The sequence below is a fragment of the Actinomycetospora chibensis genome, from assembly GCF_028737215.1.
Lineage (GTDB): Bacteria > Actinomycetota > Actinomycetes > Mycobacteriales > Pseudonocardiaceae > Actinomycetospora > Actinomycetospora chibensis.
Genome location: NZ_JAQZAM010000012.1, coordinates 80805 through 99752, shown reverse-complemented (window position 1 = coordinate 99752; position 18948 = coordinate 80805). Strand labels below are relative to the sequence as shown.

18 protein-coding genes and 1 tRNA gene are annotated in these 18948 nt (G+C 74.9%); 5 read left to right on the top strand and 14 right to left on the bottom strand.

From position 1 onward, the window contains the following. The first annotated feature begins 79 nt into the window (after positions 1 to 79). Entirely contained in the window at positions 80 to 322 is a 243-nt protein-coding gene (locus tag PH189_RS19150) for a DUF5703 family protein (protein WP_274190422.1), read from the top strand. A 56-nt stretch (positions 323 to 378) separates the two neighbouring features. Here the strand turns inward: PH189_RS19150 and PH189_RS19145 are convergent, their stop codons facing one another. Next, entirely contained in the window at positions 379 to 1326 is a 948-nt protein-coding gene (locus PH189_RS19145; RefSeq protein ID WP_274190421.1) for an NADPH:quinone oxidoreductase family protein, read from the bottom strand. Between the two features lie 85 nt (positions 1327 to 1411). Then, complete coding sequence (locus PH189_RS19140) at positions 1412 to 2728, bottom strand: M20/M25/M40 family metallo-hydrolase (protein ID WP_274190420.1); 1317 nt, start codon at positions 2726 to 2728, stop codon at positions 1412 to 1414. Positions 2729 to 2792: 64 nt separating this feature from the next. Between PH189_RS19140 and PH189_RS19135 the strand changes: the two genes are divergently transcribed. The 3 genes from PH189_RS19135 (at position 2793) to PH189_RS19125 (ending at position 4677) form a co-directional block, all read left to right on the top strand. After that, positions 2793 to 2876 (top strand) — tRNA-Leu (locus PH189_RS19135). 74 nt (positions 2877 to 2950) lie between these two features. Beyond that, positions 2951 to 3682, top strand: a complete 732-nt coding sequence (locus tag PH189_RS19130) for a VOC family protein (RefSeq protein WP_274190419.1) — start codon at positions 2951 to 2953, stop codon at positions 3680 to 3682. Positions 3683 to 3729: 47 nt separating this feature from the next. Then, entirely contained in the window at positions 3730 to 4677 is a 948-nt protein-coding gene (locus PH189_RS19125) for an endonuclease/exonuclease/phosphatase family protein (RefSeq protein ID WP_274190418.1), read from the top strand. 5 nt (positions 4678 to 4682) lie between these two features. Here PH189_RS19125 and PH189_RS19120 read toward each other — a convergent pair whose 3' ends face one another. The 7 genes from PH189_RS19120 to PH189_RS19090 form a co-directional block, all read right to left on the bottom strand. Continuing rightward, a complete protein-coding gene (locus tag PH189_RS19120; protein WP_274190417.1) occupies positions 4683 to 5114 on the bottom strand; it encodes an MOSC domain-containing protein in 432 nt (143 codons plus the stop codon). Positions 5115 to 5145: 31 nt separating this feature from the next. Beyond that, positions 5146 to 6186: an LLM class flavin-dependent oxidoreductase gene (locus PH189_RS19115; protein ID WP_274190416.1), complete on the bottom strand. Its 1041-nt coding sequence runs from the start codon at positions 6184 to 6186 to the stop codon at positions 5146 to 5148. Then, positions 6186 to 8033: a molecular chaperone HtpG gene (gene htpG / locus PH189_RS19110; protein ID WP_274190415.1), complete on the bottom strand. Its 1848-nt coding sequence runs from the start codon at positions 8031 to 8033 to the stop codon at positions 6186 to 6188. The genes PH189_RS19115 and htpG overlap by 1 nt, the downstream gene beginning before the upstream one ends. Positions 8034 to 8321: 288 nt before the next feature. Continuing rightward, positions 8322 to 8726, bottom strand: coding sequence for a hypothetical protein (locus PH189_RS19105; RefSeq protein WP_274190414.1), 405 nt, complete (start codon positions 8724 to 8726; stop codon positions 8322 to 8324). Continuing rightward, a complete protein-coding gene (locus tag PH189_RS19100) occupies positions 8719 to 10200 on the bottom strand; it encodes a multicopper oxidase family protein (protein WP_274190413.1) in 1482 nt (493 codons plus the stop codon). Before PH189_RS19100 ends, PH189_RS19105 begins: the two co-directional genes overlap by 8 nt. Positions 10201 to 10341: 141 nt before the next feature. Beyond that, complete coding sequence (locus PH189_RS19095; protein ID WP_274190412.1) at positions 10342 to 11013, bottom strand: response regulator; 672 nt, start codon at positions 11011 to 11013, stop codon at positions 10342 to 10344. Continuing rightward, positions 11010 to 12146, bottom strand: a complete 1137-nt coding sequence (locus PH189_RS19090; RefSeq protein WP_274190411.1) for a sensor histidine kinase — start codon at positions 12144 to 12146, stop codon at positions 11010 to 11012. Before PH189_RS19090 ends, PH189_RS19095 begins: the two co-directional genes overlap by 4 nt. Positions 12147 to 12285: 139 nt before the next feature. Here PH189_RS19090 and ilvA point away from each other — a divergent pair, with 139 nt between their 5' ends. Continuing rightward, positions 12286 to 13566 (top strand): threonine ammonia-lyase IlvA, encoded by a 1281-nt coding sequence (gene ilvA / locus PH189_RS19085; RefSeq protein WP_274190410.1) that lies wholly within the window; start codon positions 12286 to 12288, stop codon positions 13564 to 13566. Here the strand turns inward: ilvA and PH189_RS19080 are convergent. The 5 genes from PH189_RS19080 to PH189_RS19060 all read right to left on the bottom strand — a co-directional run bounded on the left by PH189_RS19080 (position 13563) and on the right by PH189_RS19060 (position 18924). Further along, positions 13563 to 14102 (bottom strand): GNAT family N-acetyltransferase, encoded by a 540-nt coding sequence (locus PH189_RS19080; RefSeq protein ID WP_274190409.1) that lies wholly within the window; start codon positions 14100 to 14102, stop codon positions 13563 to 13565. The genes ilvA and PH189_RS19080 overlap by 4 nt on opposite strands. A 37-nt stretch (positions 14103 to 14139) precedes the next feature. Beyond that, complete coding sequence (locus PH189_RS19075; protein ID WP_378014910.1) at positions 14140 to 15351, bottom strand: MFS transporter; 1212 nt, start codon at positions 15349 to 15351, stop codon at positions 14140 to 14142. A gap of 64 nt (positions 15352 to 15415) precedes the next feature. Beyond that, entirely contained in the window at positions 15416 to 17317 is a 1902-nt protein-coding gene (locus PH189_RS19070) for a cytochrome c oxidase assembly protein (protein ID WP_274190407.1), read from the bottom strand. Beyond that, positions 17314 to 17739 carry a hypothetical protein gene (locus PH189_RS19065; RefSeq protein WP_274190406.1) on the bottom strand — a complete coding sequence of 142 codons (426 nt, stop codon included), beginning with the start codon at positions 17737 to 17739 and terminating at the stop codon, positions 17314 to 17316. Before PH189_RS19065 ends, PH189_RS19070 begins: the two co-directional genes overlap by 4 nt. Before the next feature lie 189 nt (positions 17740 to 17928). Next, entirely contained in the window at positions 17929 to 18924 is a 996-nt protein-coding gene (locus PH189_RS19060) for an RDD family protein (protein WP_274190405.1), read from the bottom strand. Between the last annotated feature and the right edge of the window lie 24 nt (positions 18925 to 18948).

Sequence of the window (18948 nt, the reverse complement as noted above, 5' to 3'; positions counted from 1 at the left end):
GTCGCGGTACGTGCGCGGGGAGCGATCCGGTGCGTACGGTGGACGTCGCTCCGTCACGTGTCCCGGAGGTGATCAGCTCGTGAACGATGCTGGTGATGAGGGTGCGCTCATCGGGGCGCCCGTGGTGGACGGCGACTGGGAGTACCAGCCCGTCCGCCTTCCCCCGGACATCACACGTATCTCGGCCACCGTGCAGCTCGGCATCCGCGCCGAGTTCGGGGGCTGGGAGCTCGCCCGCACGCTGCTCTACAGCGACGGGACCCGGAAGGTCTGGCTGCGCCGCAAGGTCTCCCGCGCCCTCCAGGCCGGCCTCGCGACCTGACACGTCCGTGTCAGCCTGGGGGCCACACTGACGTTCAACGTCAGAAGAGCCCCATCTCAGGTCGGCGGTAGGAGCACCACGCGCCCGGTGGTCCGGCGCGCCTGCAGCTCGGTGAACGCCGCCGGCAGGTCCTCGAACGCGTACTCGGCGCCGACGAGCGGGTCGATCGCCCGCCGCTCCCAGAGCACCTCGATCTCCCGCTGCCAGGCCGCCACGAGCTCGGGCGCCCGCTGCTGGTACGCCGCCCAGTGCACGCCCACCACGCCGTAGTTCTTCACCAGCGCGTGGTTGGTGGGCGCCTCGGCGATGCGCCCGCCGGCGAAGCCGATCACCAGCAGCCGCCCCTCCCACGCCACGACCCGCCGCGCGGCGTCGAACAGGTCGCCGCCCACGGGGTCGTAGACGACGTCGGCGCCGCGCCCGTCCGTCAGCTCCCGCACGGCGGTGACCAGGTCGTCGTGACCGACGACCACCTCGTCCGCGCCCAGCGCCCTCACCACCGCCGCCTTGGCCTCGTCGCCCACCTGGGCGATCACCCGGGCGCCCGCGGCACGACCGAGCTGCACCGCGGCCGCCCCCACCCCGCCCGCGGCGGCCAGGACGAGCAGCGTCTCGCCCGCGCCCAGCGTCGTGCGGTGGTGCAGCGCGCACCAGCCGGTCTGGTACGCCACGAAGAAGCCGGCGGCCTGGCCCGCGCTCATCCCCTCGGGCCACGGCCATGTCGTGCGCAGCACCGCCTCCTCCGCGAAGCCGCCGTGCGGCAGCGCCACGGGGCCGAAGACCCGCCGGCCGTCGTCGGTCACCCCCGCCACCTCGAGGCCGGGTGTGAACGGCGGCGGAACGCGCTCCTGGTACTCGCCGGCGGTGTGGAGGATGTCGGCGAAGTTCAGGGCCGCGGCCTCCACCCGCACGCGCGTCCCGTCCGCCGCCGGGGGCCGCGGGACGTCGGCGATCTCGAGCACCTCGTCGAAGGGCCCGTATCGCGGGACCCGCCAGGCGCGCACGCTCAGCCGTCCCCGTGCAGCGGCGGCGGGGCGCCCGCGCCGCCCGCACCCACCGGTCCGGCGTCGTGCACGACGGGGCCGCCGCTCAGCACCGGCGCAGGATCTTCTCGAGCACCCGGGTCCCGAACTGCAGCGCATCGACCGGGACGCGCTCGTCGATGCCGTGGAAGAGCGCGGTGAAGTCGAGGTCCGGGGGCAGCCGCAGCGGCGCGAACCCGAAGCAGCGCATCCCGAGCTTCTCGAAAGCCTTGGCGTCGGTGCCGCCGGACATCATGTAGGGCAGCGTGTGGGCCTGCGGGTCCTCCTCCTGCACGGCCCGGGTCATGACGTCGACGAGCTCGCCGTCGAAGCTCGTCTCCACGGCCTGCAGGTTGCGGATCCACTCGCGCTCGACGTCCGGGCCGAGGATCTCGTCGAGCTCGCGCTCGAAGGCCTCCTGGCGCCCCGGCAGCACGCGGCAGTCGATGGTGGCCTCGGCGACCGACGGGATGACGTTCGCCTTGTAGCCGGCCGAGAGCATCGTCGGGTTCGCGGTGTCGCGGGTGGTCGCGCCGACCACGCGGGCGACCCCGCCGAGCTTCGCCACCGCGCCGTCGAGGGCGGCCGCGGAGTCGGTCGGGAACTCGATGCCCGTGAGCGTCGTGATCTCGTCGAAGAAGCCCTGCACCGACTCGGTGAGCACCAGCGGGAAGCGGTGGCGGCCCAGCCGGGCAACGGCCTCGGCGAGGATCGTCACGGCGTTCTCGTCGTGGATCATCGACCCGTGCCCCGGACGGGACCGCACGCGCAGCCGCATCCAGGCGATCGACTTCTCCGCGGTCATCACGGGGTAGACGCGGACGTCCTCACCGAGGGTCAGGGAGAAGCCGCCGACCTCGCCGAGGGCCTCGGTGCAGCCCTCGAACAGGTCGGGGCGGTTCTCGGCGAGCCAGTGCGACCCGTAGGCGCCACCGGCCTCCTCGTCGGCGAGGAACGCGAAGACGAGGTCGCGCGGGGGCACCGTGCCCTCGGCGGCGAACTGACGCGCGAGCGCCAGGATCATCGCGTCCATGTCCTTCATGTCCACCGCGCCCCGACCCCAGACGTAGCCGTCCTGGACCGAGCCGGACAGCGGGTGGACCGACCACTCGCTCTCGTCGAAGGGCACGACGTCGAGGTGCCCGTGCACGAGCAGCGCGGGGCGCTCGGGATCGGCGCCCTTCAGCCGCGCGAACACGTTGTGCCGCCCGGGAGCCCCGGACTCGATCACCTCGGTCTCGTACCCCACCTCGCGCAGCTTCGCGTCCACGTAGGCGGCGGCCTCGGCCTCGCCCGTCGTCGTCGCGAGCTCTCCGGTGTTCTGGCTGTCGATCTGGATGAGCTCGCTGGTCAGCGACACGACCTCGTCCTCGGCACGACCCATGCGCGGCATCCTGCCACCCACCGTGATCGGACCGCGCGGCGTCGTCTAGGCTGTGTTCCCGCAGGTCCGAGTGGCGGAATGGCAGACGCGCTAGCTTGAGGTGCTAGTGCCCTAGTAGGGCGTGGGGGTTCAAGTCCCCCCTCGGACACACTTCTTCATCCTCCTTCCCCGACCTTCGCGGGGCGCCCACACTCGTCGCGTCATCGTGGCGAGGAGTGCGGAATGGCAGGAACGCATCGGGCGCACGGCGTGCCGTGCTGGGCCGAACTGGACGTCGACGACCCCGGCGTGGTGACGCCGTTCTACGCCGCGGTGCTCGGGTGGTCCGTGGACGCCGAGGTCGTCGCCGGTCACCAGACCCGCGTCCTGCGCCACGGCGGGAGCCCCGTCGCGGCGATCGGGTCGCCGGGCGCCGCGGCGCCGCCGGTCTGGACGCTGTACCTCGCGGTCGACGACGTCGACGTGGCCGCCGAGCAGCTCGAGGAACTGGGCGGGCAGGTGCTGCACGGCCCCGAGGACGACCACGCCGGCGGGCGGCTGCTCGTCGCGCTCGACGCCGGCGCTGCCGTGGTCGGCCTGTGGGAGTCCGACGACGGGATCCCCGCGCCGTCGTCCGGACGGCTGTGCTGGGCCGAGGCGGCCTCGGCGGAGCCGGGCACCACGCGCACCTTCTACCGCGAGCTCCTCGGCTGGGAGTTCGTCGACGGGGGCGACCAGCCGGGCCACCTGCACGGCCTGGTCGACGGAGGGCCGGTCGCGGGTCTCGGGCTCGCCGGCGACGCCCTGCCCCACTGGCTCCCGTTCTTCGCGGCGGCCGACGTCGACGCCGCCGTCGAGGCCGCCCGCAGGGCCGACGGTGAGGTCGTGACGCCGGTGGCGCCGGGCCCGCACGGCCGCCACGCCACCCTGTCCGACCCCGCGGGCGCGCGCTTCGGTGTGATCGAGGTCGGCTGAGTCGCGGCCCGTCCGGGCGGTGCTGGATCGGTACTGTCGTTGCCGGGATGCCGAACGCACGGGGGGACGTCGTCGCGCCCCCGTCGCGCCGTGCGCCACGGGGTCCGTGGTGGATCTGGTGGCTCCTCGCGGTCCTGCCCTGGGCGTGGTTCCCCCTGCGCGACGAGCTGGGCTCCGCCGGCGACGTCGTGGCGATCGTGATCCCGGTGCTCGCCGTCGTGGCGGCGGTCGTCGCCCTCGTCGTGGGACGAGGGCGTGGCCTCGTCGCTGCGGTGTCGGTGCTGGTCGCCGGAGCGGTCGCGGTGGTCGGTCCGTGGACGCCCGTCGACACCGGACCGGTCCGTCCCGGCGCCGCGGTGACGGTGGCGAGTGCCAACGTCACCGCTCTCGAGACGACGCTGCCCGCGCTGCGGGCGACCGCCGCCGACGTGCTCGTCGTCGTCGAGAACACCCGCAGCATCGACCGGGAGCTCGACGAGGACCACCCGCACCACGTCTTCAGCGGCGGGACCCCGTCGGTCGGGGTGTACAGCCGGTTCCCGGTGCGGGTCCTCGACGGGACCGGTCCGGACCTGCCGGGCCTGCGGGTGGCGGTCGACGCGCCGACGCCGTTCGTGCTCTACGCGATGCACGTGCCGCGCCCGTGGTGGACCGGCGGCGGCAGCTACCAGGCGACCCCCGCCGAGCACCGCCGCCTCGTCGTCGCCCTCGCGGACCGTGTCGCCCGCGAGCCGGGCCCCGTGGTGGTGGCCGGGGACCTCAACTCGACCGACCGCGGCCGCGACTACCGGCTGCTGGCCGACGGCACGGGGCTCACCGACGTCATGCGTGACGACTGGACCGGGCCCACCTCGGTGACGCAGTGGCAGGCGTTCCTCCTGCGCATCGACCACCTGATGGTCGGTCCGGGCTGGTGCGGCGAGGGTCCGCGACGCTTCTTGCTCGCGGGCTCCGACCACGACGGCATCACCGCAGGCGTCGGGCCCTGCGCCTGACGCGGTCAGCCCGCGGACTCGACCTCGTCGCCGACCGTGATCGTGCCCGAGGTGAGGACGCGGAAGATCGCGCCGCCCCGGCCGTGCAGGGCGCGGGCCGCGCCCGGCCCGATCGTCTCGTCCATCACCCGGCACGGCGCCGCCCGGCGGACGACCTCGAGGACGACGTCACCGACCACGAGCTGCGCCCCCGGTTCGGTCGGCACCTCGCCCTGGTCGAGGGTCAGGGTGCGACGCGTCCGGTCCTCGGGCACGGGGGCGCCGAGCGCCTCGGCGGCCGCCGCCAGGTCGTCGCGGCTCTGGACGGAGACGTGGCGGTGCTTGGTGCCGTGGTACCGGTCGCCGACGAGACCGCGCCCCGCCTCGGCCTCGACCCTCTCCACCGCGACCATCGGCGCCTTGCGGGCCGGGGCGGTGTGCAGGGCGGCGACCCGCATGCTCAGGTCCGGTCCCGGGCAGCGCGCTCCATCAGCCCTTCGCCACCAGCGGCGTGACCTCGGTGCCCAGGAGCTCGATGGAGTGCAGGAGATCCTCGTGCGCCAGGCGCGGGTTGGTCATCTGCAGGTTGATCCGCTCCACGCCGCCCAGCTGCTCGGAGACGCGCAGGACCTTCTCCGCGACGGTGCGCGGATCGCCGACGAAGAACGCGCCGTCGGGACCGCGCATCGCGTCGAAGGCCCGCCGTGTCGGCGGCATCCCGCCACGCTCGGCGGCGACGGTCGTGAACATCTCCTCCCACCCCGGGTAGAAGGCGTTCGTGGCCTCGGCGACGTCGTCGCCGAGGAAGCCGAAGCAGTGCAGGCCCACGCGCAGCGCCTCCGGCGGGTGCCCGGCGTGCTCGCCCGCGCGTCGGTAGAGGTCGACGAGCGGGGCGAACTGCTTCGGCTCGCCCCCGATGATCGCGATCATCAGCGGCAGGCCCAGCAGCCCGGCCCGAGCGAACGACTCGGGCGTCCCGCCGACCCCGACCCAGATCGGCAGGCGCTCCTGGGACGGCCGCGGGTAGACGGGCTGGTCGGTCAGCGACGGGCGGTGCTTGCCCGACCAGGTCACCACAGGCGAAGAGTTGATCTTCAGGAGCAGGTCGAGCTTCTCGGTGAACAGCTCGTCGTAGTCCTCGAACGCCAGCCCGAACAACGGGAAGGCCTCGACGAACGAGCCGCGGCCGACGACGAGGTCGACGCGGCCGCGCGAGATGAGGTCGATCGTCGCGAACTCCTGGAACACCCGCACCGGGTCGGCGGCGGACAGCACCGTCACCGCGCTGCGCAGGCGGATCCGTTCGGTGCGCGCCGCTGCGGCCGCGAGGATCACCGGGGGCGAGGCGTCGTAGTACTCGCTGCGGTGGTGCTCGCCGATCCCGTACGAGTGCAGGCCCACGCGGTCGGCGAGCGCGATCTCCTCCAGGAGGTGCTCGAAGCGCTCCTCGGGGCCGATCTCGCGTCCGGTCGACGGGTCGGTGACGCGGGCGACGAAGCTGTCGACCCCCAGGAGCACGGGGTCGGCCACTAGAGGGCCTTCTGCAGACGTGCGGCCAGGGTCGTCACGAACGCGGCCGGCTCGGCGATGTCGCCGCCCTCGGCGAGCAGCGCCATGCCGTAGAGCAGCTGGGCGAGGTCCTTCTCGGCCTTGCCCTCCGACTGCGCGGACTGCAGGCCGGTGACCAGCGGGTGCGACGGGTTGAGCTCGAGGATGCGCTTGACCTTCGGCGGCTCCTGCCCCATCGCCCGGTACATCTTCTCGAGGGTCGGGGTGAGGTCGCCGGGGTCGCCGACCAGGCAGGCCGGCGAGGTGGTCAGGCGCGAGGACAGCCGGACCTCCTTGACCTCCTCGGCGAGCTCGGTGCCCATCCACGAGAGCAGGTCGTCGAAGCCCTCCGGGGTCTCCTTCTCGTCGCCCAGGTCGACCTCGCCCTTGGCCACCGACGCCAGCGGGGTGCCGTCGAACTCGGACACGGCGTCGACCCACACCTCGTCGACGGGGTCGGTGAGCAGCAGGACCTCGTAGCCCTTCGCGCGGAACGCCTCGAGGTGCGGGGAGTTCTCCAGTCCCGAGCGGGAGTCGCCGGTGGCGTAGTAGATCGAGTCCTGGCCCTCGGGCATGCGCTCCTTGTAGGCCGCGAGCGTCGTCGGCTCGTCGGCGCTGTGCGTCGACGGGAAGGAGCAGATGTCGAGGATGGCCTTCTGGTTGTCGTGGTCGGAGAGCAGGCCCTCCTTGACGGCCTTCCCGAGCTCGCGCCAGAAGGTCGCGTACTTCTCGGGCTCGTTCTCCTGCATCGCCTTCACGGTCTGCAGGACCTTGCGCACGAGCCGCTTGCGGATCATCTGGATCTGGCGGTCCTGCTGGAGGATCTCGCGCGAGACGTTGAGCGAGAGGTCCTGCGCGTCGACGACGCCCTTGACGAAGCGCAGGTACTCGGGGACGAGCGCCTCGCAGTCGTCCATCACGAACACGCGCTTGACGTAGAGCTGCACGCCGCGCTTGTGCTCGCGCATGAACAGATCCATCGGCGCGTGGCTCGGCAGGAACAGCAGTGCCTGGTACTCGAACGTGCCCTCCGCGGAGAGCCGCATGGTCTCCAGCGGCTCCTGCCAGTCGTGCGAGACGTGGCGGTAGAACTCCGCGTACTCCTCGTCGCTGACCTCGGACTGCGAGCGCGCCCAGAGCGCCTTGCGGGAGTTGACGGGCTCCTGCGAGCCCTCCTCCTCGCCCGGGTTCAGGCGGATCGGCCAGGTGATGAAGTCGGAGTAGCGCTTGACGATGCGCCGCACGGTGTCCGGGTTCGCGTAGTCGTGCAGCGCGTCCTCGGCGTCCTCGGGCTTGAGGTGCAGCGTGATCGCCGTGCCCTGCGGTGCGTCGGGGACGGGCTCGAGGGTGTACGTGCCCTCCCCCGTCGACTCCCAGTGCACGCCCTCGGCGGTGCCGGCCTTGCGGGTGGTCATCTCGACGCGCTCGGCGACCATGAAGCTCGAGTAGAACCCGATGCCGAACTGGCCGATGAGCTCCGCGGTCTGCTCGGTCGAGCCGGCGTCCTTCATCTGCGCGAGCATCTCGGCGGTGCCCGACTTGGCGATCGTCCCGATGAGCTCGACGACCTCCTCGCGCGTCATGCCGATGCCGTTGTCGCGCACCGTCAGGGTGCGGTTCTCGGCGTCGGTGACGAGCTCGACGTGCAGGTCGTCGGTCTCGACCGTGACGTCCTTGTCGACATAGCTCGCGAGCCGGACCTTGTCCAGCGCGTCCGAGGCGTTGGACACCAGCTCCCGCAGGAAGACGTCCTTGTCGGAGTAGATCGAGTGGATCATCAGCTGCAACAGCTGACGGGCCTCGGCCTGGAACTCGATCGTCTCGCTCATGCGTCCTCTCCCCGGGGTGGGTCTCGCGGTACGCACCGAGGATATCGACCGCTCGCCGCGCGCTCCGGGGGTGCGGGGCCGGGTGCCGGAGATCGAGGGGCACGGCCCTCCGGGAACACCGGGCCGAGAGATCGCTCCCGCTGCTCGGTGAACCCGACGTCACCGGGTCCCTGGAGCACCCGGGCGGTCATGGTCCTCAGCACGAGGGATCCGGATCCGAGGCGGTCCTCGCGGTCGTGGAGGCGGCCCTCGCCGCGTGATCCCTCCGGGTGCTCCGGGAACCCGATGTCATCGGGTCGCGAGAGCACCGGGAGCGATCACCGCCGACGGCCGGGCGCGCACCACCCAGATCGCGAGGGTCACCGCGGTGCCGACGATCGCGACCCCCAGCGGGACGTGGACCGCGAGCACACCCGTGGCCCCGAGGGCGACCTGGGCCGTCTCGACGACGACGAGCGCCGCCGAGACCCCGATCGGCCAGGCCGGGAGCCGGCCGGGGCGCCAGGCGAGCACCGCGAGGGGGACCTGGATCATCGCGACCAGGAGCAGCGTGCCGCCCACCGCCTGGTGGACGATCATCCCGACCGCGGAGGCCTGCAGGATGCCGCCGGCGGCGACGGCCTGGACGACGGTCATGGCCGCGTGCAGCACGACGACGACCCGGAAGAGGCCCACGGCCAGGCGATCAACCATGGCCGTGGCCCGCGACCGACGTCGCGGCCCGTTGACCGGCGCCGACGACGAGGAACTGCAGCATCATGCCGTCGTCCTCGTGGCGCAGCAGGTGGCAGTGGAGCATGTACGGCACCTCCGGATCGGTGTGCGGGCCCACGCGGACGAGCGCGCGCACGGTGGTCCCCGGGGGCACGGCCACCGTGTCCTTCCAGGGGCGGTCGCCGGCCGCGACCCCGGGTTCGAGCACCTGCATCCGGGCGTCGTGGACGTGCATGTTGTGGGGCAGCGTGTGTCGGTTGGCGAACTCCCAGATCTCCGTCGTCGAGGCGGGGACGACCTCGTCGATCCGGGACATGTCCATCGCCCGGCCGTTGATCCGGTTGTGCGCGAGCACGAAGCGGCGGGTGCGACCGCCCTCGGCGAGCGGGGTCTCGCGGGACAGCCGCGCCGGCACGGGCGGTGCGGGCGCGAGCCGGGCGGCGGGGCGCAGCTCGAGCAGGTCGAAGGAGTCGTCCGCACCCGCCGCCCGCGCGACGCCGTTGACCGCCCCCAGGTCGTGGGACAGCGAGCGCAGCACGCGCCGGCGGCCGGGGGTGACGTCGACGACGACCTCGGCCCGCTCCCCCGGGGTCAGCACGACGCCGGTGACCGTGCGCGGCGCCGGGAGCAGGCCGCCGTCGGTGCCGACGAGGGTCAGCGGCGCCTCGTCGTCGCACGCCACCCGGTAGCTGCGCGCCGACGAGGCGTTGAGGACGCGCAGGCGCACCCGGGTCGTGGTGACGTCGAGGAAGGGCGCGACCGTGCCGTTGACCAGGACCGTGTCGCCCAGCAGGCCGACGGTGTTGCGGTGCTGCTCGTCGAAGCTCCCGTCCGGGGCGAAGCTGCGGTCGGTGAGGACGAGCGGCACGTCGTCGACGCCGTAGGTCGAGGGCAGGTCGACCTGGGCCTCGGGGTCGTCGACCAGGAACAGCCCGAACAGCCCCCGGTGGACGTGGCGTTCGGTCCGTCCGTGGGGGTGCGGGTGGTACCAGAGCGTCGCCGCCGGCTGGTCGACGCGCCAGGACGCCTCCCAGGTGGCGCCGGGGGCGATCGGCTGGTGCGGGCCGCCGTCGGCGCGGGCGGGCACGCGCGCCCCGTGCCAGTGGGTGGTCGTGGTCTCGGGCAGCCGGTTGGTCACCCGGAGCACGACGTCGTCCCCGCGCGCCACCCGCACGGTGGGGCCGCCGAAGGGCAGGCCGCCGTAGCCCCAGGTCGGGGTCGCGACGCCGGGGAGGAAGGAGCTCGTGCCGGGGGCGGCGACGAGCTCGACGACCCGGCGCCCCGCTGCGTCGCGGGACGACGGGGCGAGCGGCGGGATCGCGAGGGGGCGTGGCGCGGCCTTCGGGGGGCGGACGCCGGGGCCGTTCGCGCAGCCCGCGACGGAGCTGACGGCCACGGCGCCGGCCGCGGCGAGCGTGGCGCCGAGGAAGCGGCGGCGGGACAACGGGGACACGACGGGGAGCGTCGCGGCGGGCGGGGGTGGCGGTCGTCGTTGCGACGACGTGTCCCCGTCCTACGCCCGGCGGCGTAGGGACCCTGAGGTGTGCCTCCGGCACAGGTGAGCACTTCGGAGTGCTGGAGCACTCGAAACTGCTCACATGCGCGAAGCGCACCTCGGGGTGATCAGCCCGCTCTCGTAGGCGACGACGACGAGCTGGACGCGGTCGCGGGCGTCGAGCTTGGTCAGCAGCCGGCCCACGTGGGTGCGGGCGGTGGCCGGGCTGATCACCAGGCGGGCGGCGATCTCGTCGTTGGTCAGCCCGCCACCGACCAGCGCGAGCACCTCCCGCTCGCGCGGAGTGAGGACGTCGAGGCGCGCCGCGGGCACGCGCGGCTCCGGGCGCCCGGCGAACTCGGCGATGAGCCGGCGGGTCACCGCGGGCGCGAGCAGCGCCTCGCCGCGGGCGACGAGGGCGATCGCGCGGACGAGGTCGGCGGGCTCGCCGTCCTTGAGCAGGAAGCCCGCGGCTCCGGCGCGCAGGGCGCGGTAGACGTACTCGTCGAGGTCGAAGGTGGTCAGCACGAGCACGGCGGTACCGGCCAGTCCCGCGTCGGCGACGATCGTCTCCAGGGCGCTCAGACCGTCGACACCCGGCATCCGCACGTCCATGACCACCACGTCGGGCCGGGTCTCGCGGGCGAGCGCGACGGCCTGCGCGCCGTCGGCCGCCTCGCCCACCACCGCGAAGCCGTCCTCGGTCTCGAGCAGGACGCGCAGGCCGGCGCGGATCAGCTGCTGGTCGTCGGCCAGCACCACCCGGATCACCGGGCTGCCGTCCCCGTGAGCGCCGTCCCTGCGAGCGGCAGCGCGGCCTCCACCACGAAGCCGTCGGGTCCCGAGGCGGCCGACGAGCGCCCGCCGAGCACCGCGGCGTGCTCGGCGAGGCCCCGCAGCCCGTTGCCGGGGGTGACCTCGCCGGCCGGTCCCCCGTCGTCCACGACCCGCAGCCGCAGCTCGGCGTCGTCGCGCTCGAGGTCCACGGTGACCCGTTGCGCGCGGCGCGCGTGGCGCACGGTGTTGGTGACGGCCTCGCGCACGATGCGGAACGCGGCATGGTCGACGGACGTGGCCAGGGTGCCGGGGCTCCCGCGCACCTCCACGCCGACGCCCGCGAGCCGTGCGACGCGGGCGACCTCGTCGAGGCGCCCCAGGCCCGGGGACTCCGGGCACTCCGGCTCGCGCAGCACGTCGAGGGTGGCGCGCAGCTCGGCCAGCGCCGACCGGCTCGCCTCCTTGATCTCGAGCAGCGCGGCGACGGCCTGCTCGGGGCGCCGGTCGGCGACGTGGGCCCCGACGCCGGCCTGCACCGCGATCATCGCGAGGCTGTGCGACACGACGTCGTGGACGTCGCGGGCGAGGCGCAGCCGCTCCTGCTCGACCCGCCGTCGCGCCTGCTCCTCGGCCCGCTCGGCCGCCTCGGTCTGCCCGCGGCGCAGCCCGCCGACCGCGACGCCGACCGCCACCGTGACGACGATCCACATGAGGCGGTCGCGGTCGGGGGGCGCGACGACCTCCTCGCGGAACGAGACGACGCGCTCCAGCCCGAGCCACACCACGAACAGCACGACGCCGATCCCGACCGACCGGGGCCAGCTGAGCCGGGTGGCGACCGTGTACATGGCGACGGCGACCATCAACGACGCCGGCCCGTCGGGGTAGCCCGTCCAGTAGTAGGGCGCGACCGTGAGCAGGGCTGCGGCGAGCACCGTCACCGGCGCGCGGTGACGCCAGACGAGGGCGACGGCGGCGGTGACGATCAGCGCGGCGCCGCCGGGCCACCACGGCCGGTCGTCGGGCCGGGCGGTCAGGGCCGTGCCCAGGATCGAGGCCGCGCCCAGCGCCGCGGCCAGCGCGACGTCGGTGGGCCGGGGCCACCACGACCGGGCGTTCGGGGTCACCCCGGTGACGCTAGGGGCGGGCCGGGGCGTCGTCGTCAGCGTTCGGACGTACGCGACCCGGGGATCTCTCGGGGTGGACCCCGGTCCGGGCGCCGGGGACACCTACCATCGATGGATCAATCGGTGACGAGGAATCGGGATGACGATGGTGCGCGGCGACGGTACGACGTTCGAGAAGCAGGTCCTCGAGGCGTCGGAGCGTCTGTCGGGCATTGCCGAGCGCACCCCGCTCCAGCGCAACATCCGGCTCTCGGCGTCCACCGGCACCGAGGTGTGGTTCAAGCGCGAGGACCTCCAGGTCGGGCGCTCCTACAAGCTGCGCGGGGCCTACAACCTCATCAGCCAGCTCGACGACGAGGCCCGGGCCGCCGGGGTCGTGTGCGCGAGCGCCGGCAACCACGCCCAGGGCTTCGCGTTCGCGTGCGCGGCGCACCGGGTGCACGGGCGGGTCGTCATCCCGTCGACCACCCCGCGCCAGAAGCGCGAGCGGATCGTCGCGCTCGGCGGCGAGATGATCGACCTGGTGGTCGACGGCGACACCTACGACGAGTCGTCGGCCGCCGCCACCCGGTGGGCCGAGGAGACCGGTGCGACGCTCGTGCCGGCGTTCGACGACACCCGCACGGTCGCGGGCCAGGCCACGGTCGTCGCCGAGATCGTCGAGCAGCTGGGCCGGGCGCCCGACACGATCGTCGTGCCGGTCGGCGGCGGCGGTCTGCTCGCCGGCACCGCCACCTGGCTGCAGGCCACCCACCCGCGCACCCGCGTCGTCGGCGTCGAGCCGGCGGGTGCCCGCAACGTGGCCGCCGCGCTGCACGCCGGGAGCCCGGTGGTGCTCGACGAGCACGGGTTCGACCGGTTCGTCGACGGTGCCGCCGTGCGCAAGGCCGGCGCCGTGACCTACCCGCTGATCCGCCGGTCCGGCGCCGAGCTCGTCGCGGTCGACGAGGGCCTGGTCTGCACCGAGATGCTCTCGCTCTACCAGACCGACGGCATCATCGCCGAGCCCGCGGGCGCCCTCGCCGGCGCCGCGATCCGCCCCGACGGGCCGGGCCTGGACCTCGTGCCGGGCGAGACCGTCGTCGTCGTCCTCTCCGGGGGCAACAACGACGTCTCGCGCTACGCCGAGGTCATCGAGCGCTCGCTGCGCTTCCAGGGCCTCAAGCACTACTTCCTCGTCGAGTTCCCCCAGGAGCCCGGCGCCCTGCGCCGCTTCCTCGACGAGGTGCTGGGCCCGGACGACGACGTCACGCGCTTCGAGTACGTGAAGAAGGACAACCGCGAGTCCGGCCCGGCGCTCGTGGGTGTGGAGATCGGGTCGCGCGACGACCTCGAGCCCCTGCTCGAGCGCATGGCCCGCTCGCCGCTGCAGATCGAGGCGCTCGAGCCGGGCTCGCCCGCCTTCCGCTTCCTGCTCTAGAGACTGACGCAGCTCGACAGATCGAGCGCCCAGCGCGTGGCGGGCGCCGACCACCCGGGCCCCTGGTAGGGCTCGCCGTCCGGGCGCCAGCCGCGGTGCGCGTAGAACGCCTGCGCGCCGGTGTTCGCGGTGTAGACCCACAGCGTGGCCCGGGCGAAGCCCGCCGCCGCGAGGTGCGCGACGCCGACGTCGTGCAGCGCGCCGCCGGCGCCGGTGCCGATGACCTCGGGGTCGAGGTAGAGGGTGTACAGCACGGCGCTCACCTCGGTGGTGTCGCCGGCGAGGTCGGGGTCGCGCGAGGGGCCGACGGTGCAGTAGCCCCGCACCCGGCCCTGTTCGTCGTCGGCCACGAACACCGCCATCGGCTCGGGCGCGGCGATCGCCGCCCGGCGCACCTCGGCGATCTCGGCCGCATCGAGGGCGTCGAGCCGCTCGTCGGCGACGATCCCGCGGTAGGCGTGCCGCCAGCCCGCGACGGTGATCTCCCCGAGGCGCAGGGCGTCGGCGTCGACCGCGCGGCGGATGGTCCAGCGCACCCGGTCATTCTCCTTCAGCCTCGTTCTCCCGCCAGCCTCATTCGCCGTCAGCCGCCGCGGCGCGCGCGGCCACCCGTTCCGGGACGGGCTCGGCGGCGACGGGGGTGACGGCGATGGCCGCGAGCGGGGCGAGGGCGGCCAGGGCGAAGCCCGCCGCGTAGCTCGAGACGCCGATGACCGCCCCGAGCACCGGCGGCGCGGCCGTCGCGACGATGTTCTGGGTGGTGTTCTGCACGCCGAGGGCCCGGCCGGACCAGGCGGTACCGGCGATCTCGGCGGTGGCGGTGAACGCGAGGCCGTTGTCGGCGACGGTGATGATCGAACCGGCGGCGATGGCCGCCACCGCGATGATCCCGGTGGTCAGGTCGCCGAACGCGAACACGAGCAGCACGGCGGCGCTGGCCACCGCGAGCTGGCGCATCGGGCGCAGGCGCGAGCCCACGCGGTCGGACCACCAGCCGCTGGCGATGCGCCCGCCGGCGCCGGCGATCTGCGCGCCCGCGACGAAGAACCCGGCCGCGGCGGGCGCCCAGCCCTGCTCGCGCACGAGGTACTCCAGCGAGAACGCGGAGATCGCGAACTGCGGGAGCACCAGCAGCGCACTCGCCGCGTGCACCCGGGGCAGCACGACGCTGCGGTAGGGCGAGGCGGGCGGGGCGTCCCCGGGTGCCCGCGACGCCCGCGGCGGGTCCGCGGCGACGACCAGGACGAGCACCGCGCAGACGAGGCAGGCGAGCGCGGGCCAGCCCAGCGCGGCGAAGGAGCCCTCGCGCAGCGCGAGCGTCGGCAGCGCGAGCCCGGCGGCGGCCACCCCGAGCGGCTGGGCGGTCTGGCGGATCCCCATCGCGAGCCCCCGCTCGTCGACGTCGAACCAGCCCATGATCAGGCGCCCGCTCGCGGCGTTGACCGAGGCCGCGCCGATTCCCGCGAGCACCAACAGGCCCACGGCGACGGGGATCGACCGCGGCGCGAGGAGCGCGAGGACGCCGGTGACCACACCGCAGGCCCCGAGCCCCGCTGCCATCGGGAGCCGCTCGCCGACCCGGTCGACCACCGCACCCCAGGCGATCAGCGCGACGAGCAGGCCGAGGGTCGGCGCGGCGACCACCACGCCGACGGCGGCGAGGGAGAGCCCGCGCTCGTCGCGGAGCATGGGCACGAGGAACGGGACGCCGTACACGACCGCGGACGCCGAGGTCTGGGCGGCGACTCCGGCAGCGAGGACGGCCCAGCGTCGACGGGAGCGCACGGGTCCTTGTTCTACGCGATCCGCGCCCATTCCGCAGGAAACGACTCCCACATCGTGGGACAGCTCAGCGTGATCCGAGACCCACCAGCAGGTCGGCCTCCCCCGTCCGGGCCTGGCGCGACCACGCGACGAGCACGACCACCACCGCGGCGAGCAGCGGGAGGTCGCCCAGCAGCCAGGTCAGGATGCCGGCCAGGTGCTGGTCGGCGAGCAGGTCCGGCGCCCACGGCAGGCGCAGGCGCACGAAGAAGTCGTCCACGAACAGCTGCCCGCGGCCCCCGCCCGCGGGCAGCACCGGCGTCCGCGAGACGGGACGGTCGGTGGCGAGCAGGGCGAGCCCCACGAGCGCGTGCACCGGCATCGAGGCCAGCAGGAACGTCAGCCGCGCGAGATAGGGCAGGCCGGGGCCGTCGGGTGCGCCTCCCACCAGCGGGCCGAGGAACAGCACCCCGACCAGCAGGAACCAGAGCGTCATCAGCGGCTGCAGCCAGCCCAGCGGCTGGGTCAGCGCGAAGACCGGGGTCAGGTAGAGCAGCACGGGCGAGGCGACGACGAGCACCAGGGCGACCAGCGGATGGCTCGCCCGGCGCAGGGTCGGCGCGGCCAGGACATGCTCGAGCCACTCCGCCGGGCCCTCCGGACCGCCCGGCGGGGCCTCGCGCAGGGTGCGGCGCGCCAGCACGATCGGCGCGCCGAGCGCCCACAGCAGGGGGACGGCCGTCGCCACCAGCATGTGTCCCGCGACGTGGACGCTGAGCACCGCCGGTCCGTAGCGCCCCAGCCCCGACGACGTCGCGACGACCAGCAGTGCGCATCCCCCGAACCACGCCAGCGACCGCCCTGCCGGCCACCGCGCGCCCTCCGCGGCGAGGCGGCGCAGCCCACCGGCGTAGAGCGCGGCGAGCACCACGGCGAGCACCAGCGCGGTCAGGTCGGGGCGCCAGGAGGTGGCGAGCACCTCGGGGTCCGGCGCCGCGGCCAGGCCGTAGCCGAGGACCGCGGTCGGGGTGCTCATCGCGCCCGCGGCCTGCACCGGCGGGACCGCGCGGGTCGCGACGGCCGAGAGCCCCACGACGACCGCGAGGACGCCGAGCTCGACGGGCCGGGTCACGCGGCCGGTCCGCCGGCGCCACAGGGCTGCGCCGGCCAGGACGCCGAGCGCCGCGGTGAGCAGGACCAGGGCCGTGTAATCGGTCCCTGTGTGCGGGGCGCCCCGCAGGGCGACCGCCGCGGCCACGGCCCCCGACGCGATCGTCGCGACGCCCGCGGCCGTGCCGATGCGGGCGGCGCGCCGGGTCGCCCGCGGGTCGCGCAGGCGCAGGACCACGAGCACCCCGAGGGTCCCCGTCCACACCGCCGCCGCGACGACGTGACCCGCGAGCGCGGGCAGGGCGAGGTCGTGGCCCACCCCGTCGGCGGCGTGCCCGGTCGCGACCGGGACGAGCAGGGCCGCGACGGCGAGCGCGAGGACCCCCGTGCCCCCGGTCCGGCGCCGCACCTCGCCGGCCGCCACGGCCGTCGCCACCCCGAGGCCGGCGGCGACCAGCCAGCTCACCGGCTCGCCGCGCGCGAGCATCACCGTCACAAGGTCCGGGCCAAGCGGGAGCCCGCCGCCCGTCGAGTCGGCGAGCGTCGCGGGCACCGACAGCGCCGCGCCGGCCGCGCCCACCCAGGCCGCCCACCGCGCGACGCCCAGGGCCCGCCGGCCCTCCGCGCTGAACGGCTCGTCGCCGGCGGGCGGGGTGCTGACGACGAGCGCCACGAGCAGCCCGCCGACCGTCGCCGCGCCGGCCAGGTCGACCACCGTGCGCAGCACCGGCACGGCGACGCGGACGGCGAGGCCCGGGTCGGGGAGCCCGAGGTCCGGGTAGCCGACGGGCCCGCGCACGAGCACCGCGACGGCGGCGGCGAGCACCCCGAGCAGGGCACCGGCGATCGGCCCCGCGATTCCAGGGCGCCGCGTCACGGGTCGATCTCGCTCGGGTACCGGGCGCGGTACTCGTCGAGGTGCTGGGACTTGCAGACGTGCTGTTCCTTCTCGTTCTGCGCCTGGCGCATGCACTCGTCGAGGGTCCGCACGCCGCCGGTCTCGAGGTAGGTCACGGCCCCGGCGAGGGTGCTCCACTCCACGACGGCGGCGATCCCGACGGCGACGACACCGAGCGCGAGCCCGGCGAGGGGACCGCGACGGCTCGTGTCCCGGGAGCCGCGCAGGCGCGCGAGAGCGGCCAGGGCGACGACGACCGCGAGCAGGCCGAGCGCCAGCCCGCCCCAGCCCGTCCACGCGCTGACCAGGGCCATGGCGCCCAGCACCGGCGCGGCCACGACGATGCCCGGGTGCCGCGCGGTGCCGACGTCCGTGGGGGGCGCGGCGGGCTCGGAGGGCACGGCGCCGATCGTGGCAAGCCGGTCCCGGCCGGCCGTCGCGGGGGTCGGCGGGGTGTGGGCGATTGCTTCGGTTTCCGAAGGGTCTCGACCGGGTCGTCCGGTTCCGGGAGCTCCGCCGAGGCCCGAGGAGGTCGACGAGAACGCTTCGGTTTCCGAAGCATCGCGGTCGGGTCGGACGGGACCGGAGGCTCAGCCGGGCGGGGCGAAGCCGCCCGGCGAGGGCGTGGACTCCTCCGCGCGCGTCGCCGGCGGGGCCTCGGCCGCGGGAGCGAACGGCGCGCCGGGGCGCGCGTACGGGGACGGTGCAGGCGCGCCCGGTCCGGGGGCCATCCCCACGGGAGCGCCGGCCGGGACCGCCGGTGCCCACCCCGGTGGCCCGCTCCCCGGTGGCCCGCTCCCCGGCGGCGCGGCGCCCGCCCCGGCCGTCAGGCGGTCGGTCTCGCGGCGGCGGCGTTCGCCCAGCACCGCGAGCAGGTAGGGCTCGGCCGGCACGCCGGGCGGTGGTGGTGGGGCGACGCGGGCGGAGACATCGGCCGCGAGCCGCTCGGCCAGCGACGCCCGTACCGCGCCCGCGAGCTGCGGGGCGCGCACGAGGAACTGGCGGGCGGCGAGGGCGAGGTCGTCCGGGAGGCGGGAGAGCTCGCAGCCCCGTGCCCAGGCCGCGAGCCCGGGGTCGGGCGGCGGGAGGCTCTCGAGGCCCGTGCGCGGTAGCCGTTCCCGGACGACGACCGTGCCGGCGAGGAGGTCGCCGACCCGCTGCCCCTGGGCCGTGCTCGCCGACACCACGATCCCGATGAGGCCCGTGAACAGCGACAACAGCCCGAAGTCGACGATGAACCCGGCGAGCGCGCGGGCGAGGGCGTGGCGGAACACGATCGGCCCGCCGTCGGTGCGCACCACCCGCAGCCCCATCGCGTACTTCCCCGGGGAGCGGCCGCGCGTGAGCGTCTCCCACAGCAGCGGGTAGCCGACGAACACGCCGACGGTGGTGATCAGGGAGACCGCAGCGGCGAGCGCGGGGTCGACGTCCGCCCCCACCGCCGACATCACCAGCAGGACGACGAGCAGCAGCACCAGCATGATCAGGACGTCGAGCGCGAGGCCCAGCGCCCGGCTGGGCAGGCGCGCCGTGCGCACGTCCAGCTCGACCGCCTCCCCGATCACCACGCGGTCCACGAGAGCCATCGTGCCAGCGTCGGCCCGCGCTCG

Excerpts from the sequence above, each read along its gene's own strand:
- PH189_RS19105 (WP_274190414.1), bottom strand. The coding sequence starts at position 8,726 with ATGGTTGATCGCCTGGCCGTGGGCCTCTTCCGGGTCGTCGTCGTGCTG.
- ilvA (WP_274190410.1), top strand. The coding sequence starts at position 12,286 with ATGACGATGGTGCGCGGCGACGGTACGACGTTCGAGAAGCAGGTCCTC.
- PH189_RS19060 (WP_274190405.1), bottom strand. The coding sequence starts at position 18,924 with ATGGCTCTCGTGGACCGCGTGGTGATCGGGGAGGCGGTCGAGCTGGAC.
- PH189_RS19120 (WP_274190417.1), bottom strand. The coding sequence starts at position 5,114 with ATGCGGGTCGCCGCCCTGCACACCGCCCCGGCCCGCAAGGCGCCGATG.
- PH189_RS19125 (WP_274190418.1), top strand. The coding sequence starts at position 3,730 with ATGCCGAACGCACGGGGGGACGTCGTCGCGCCCCCGTCGCGCCGTGCG.
- PH189_RS19130 (WP_274190419.1), top strand. The coding sequence starts at position 2,951 with ATGGCAGGAACGCATCGGGCGCACGGCGTGCCGTGCTGGGCCGAACTG.
- PH189_RS19140 (WP_274190420.1), bottom strand. The coding sequence starts at position 2,728 with ATGGGTCGTGCCGAGGACGAGGTCGTGTCGCTGACCAGCGAGCTCATC.
- htpG (WP_274190415.1), bottom strand. The coding sequence starts at position 8,033 with ATGAGCGAGACGATCGAGTTCCAGGCCGAGGCCCGTCAGCTGTTGCAG.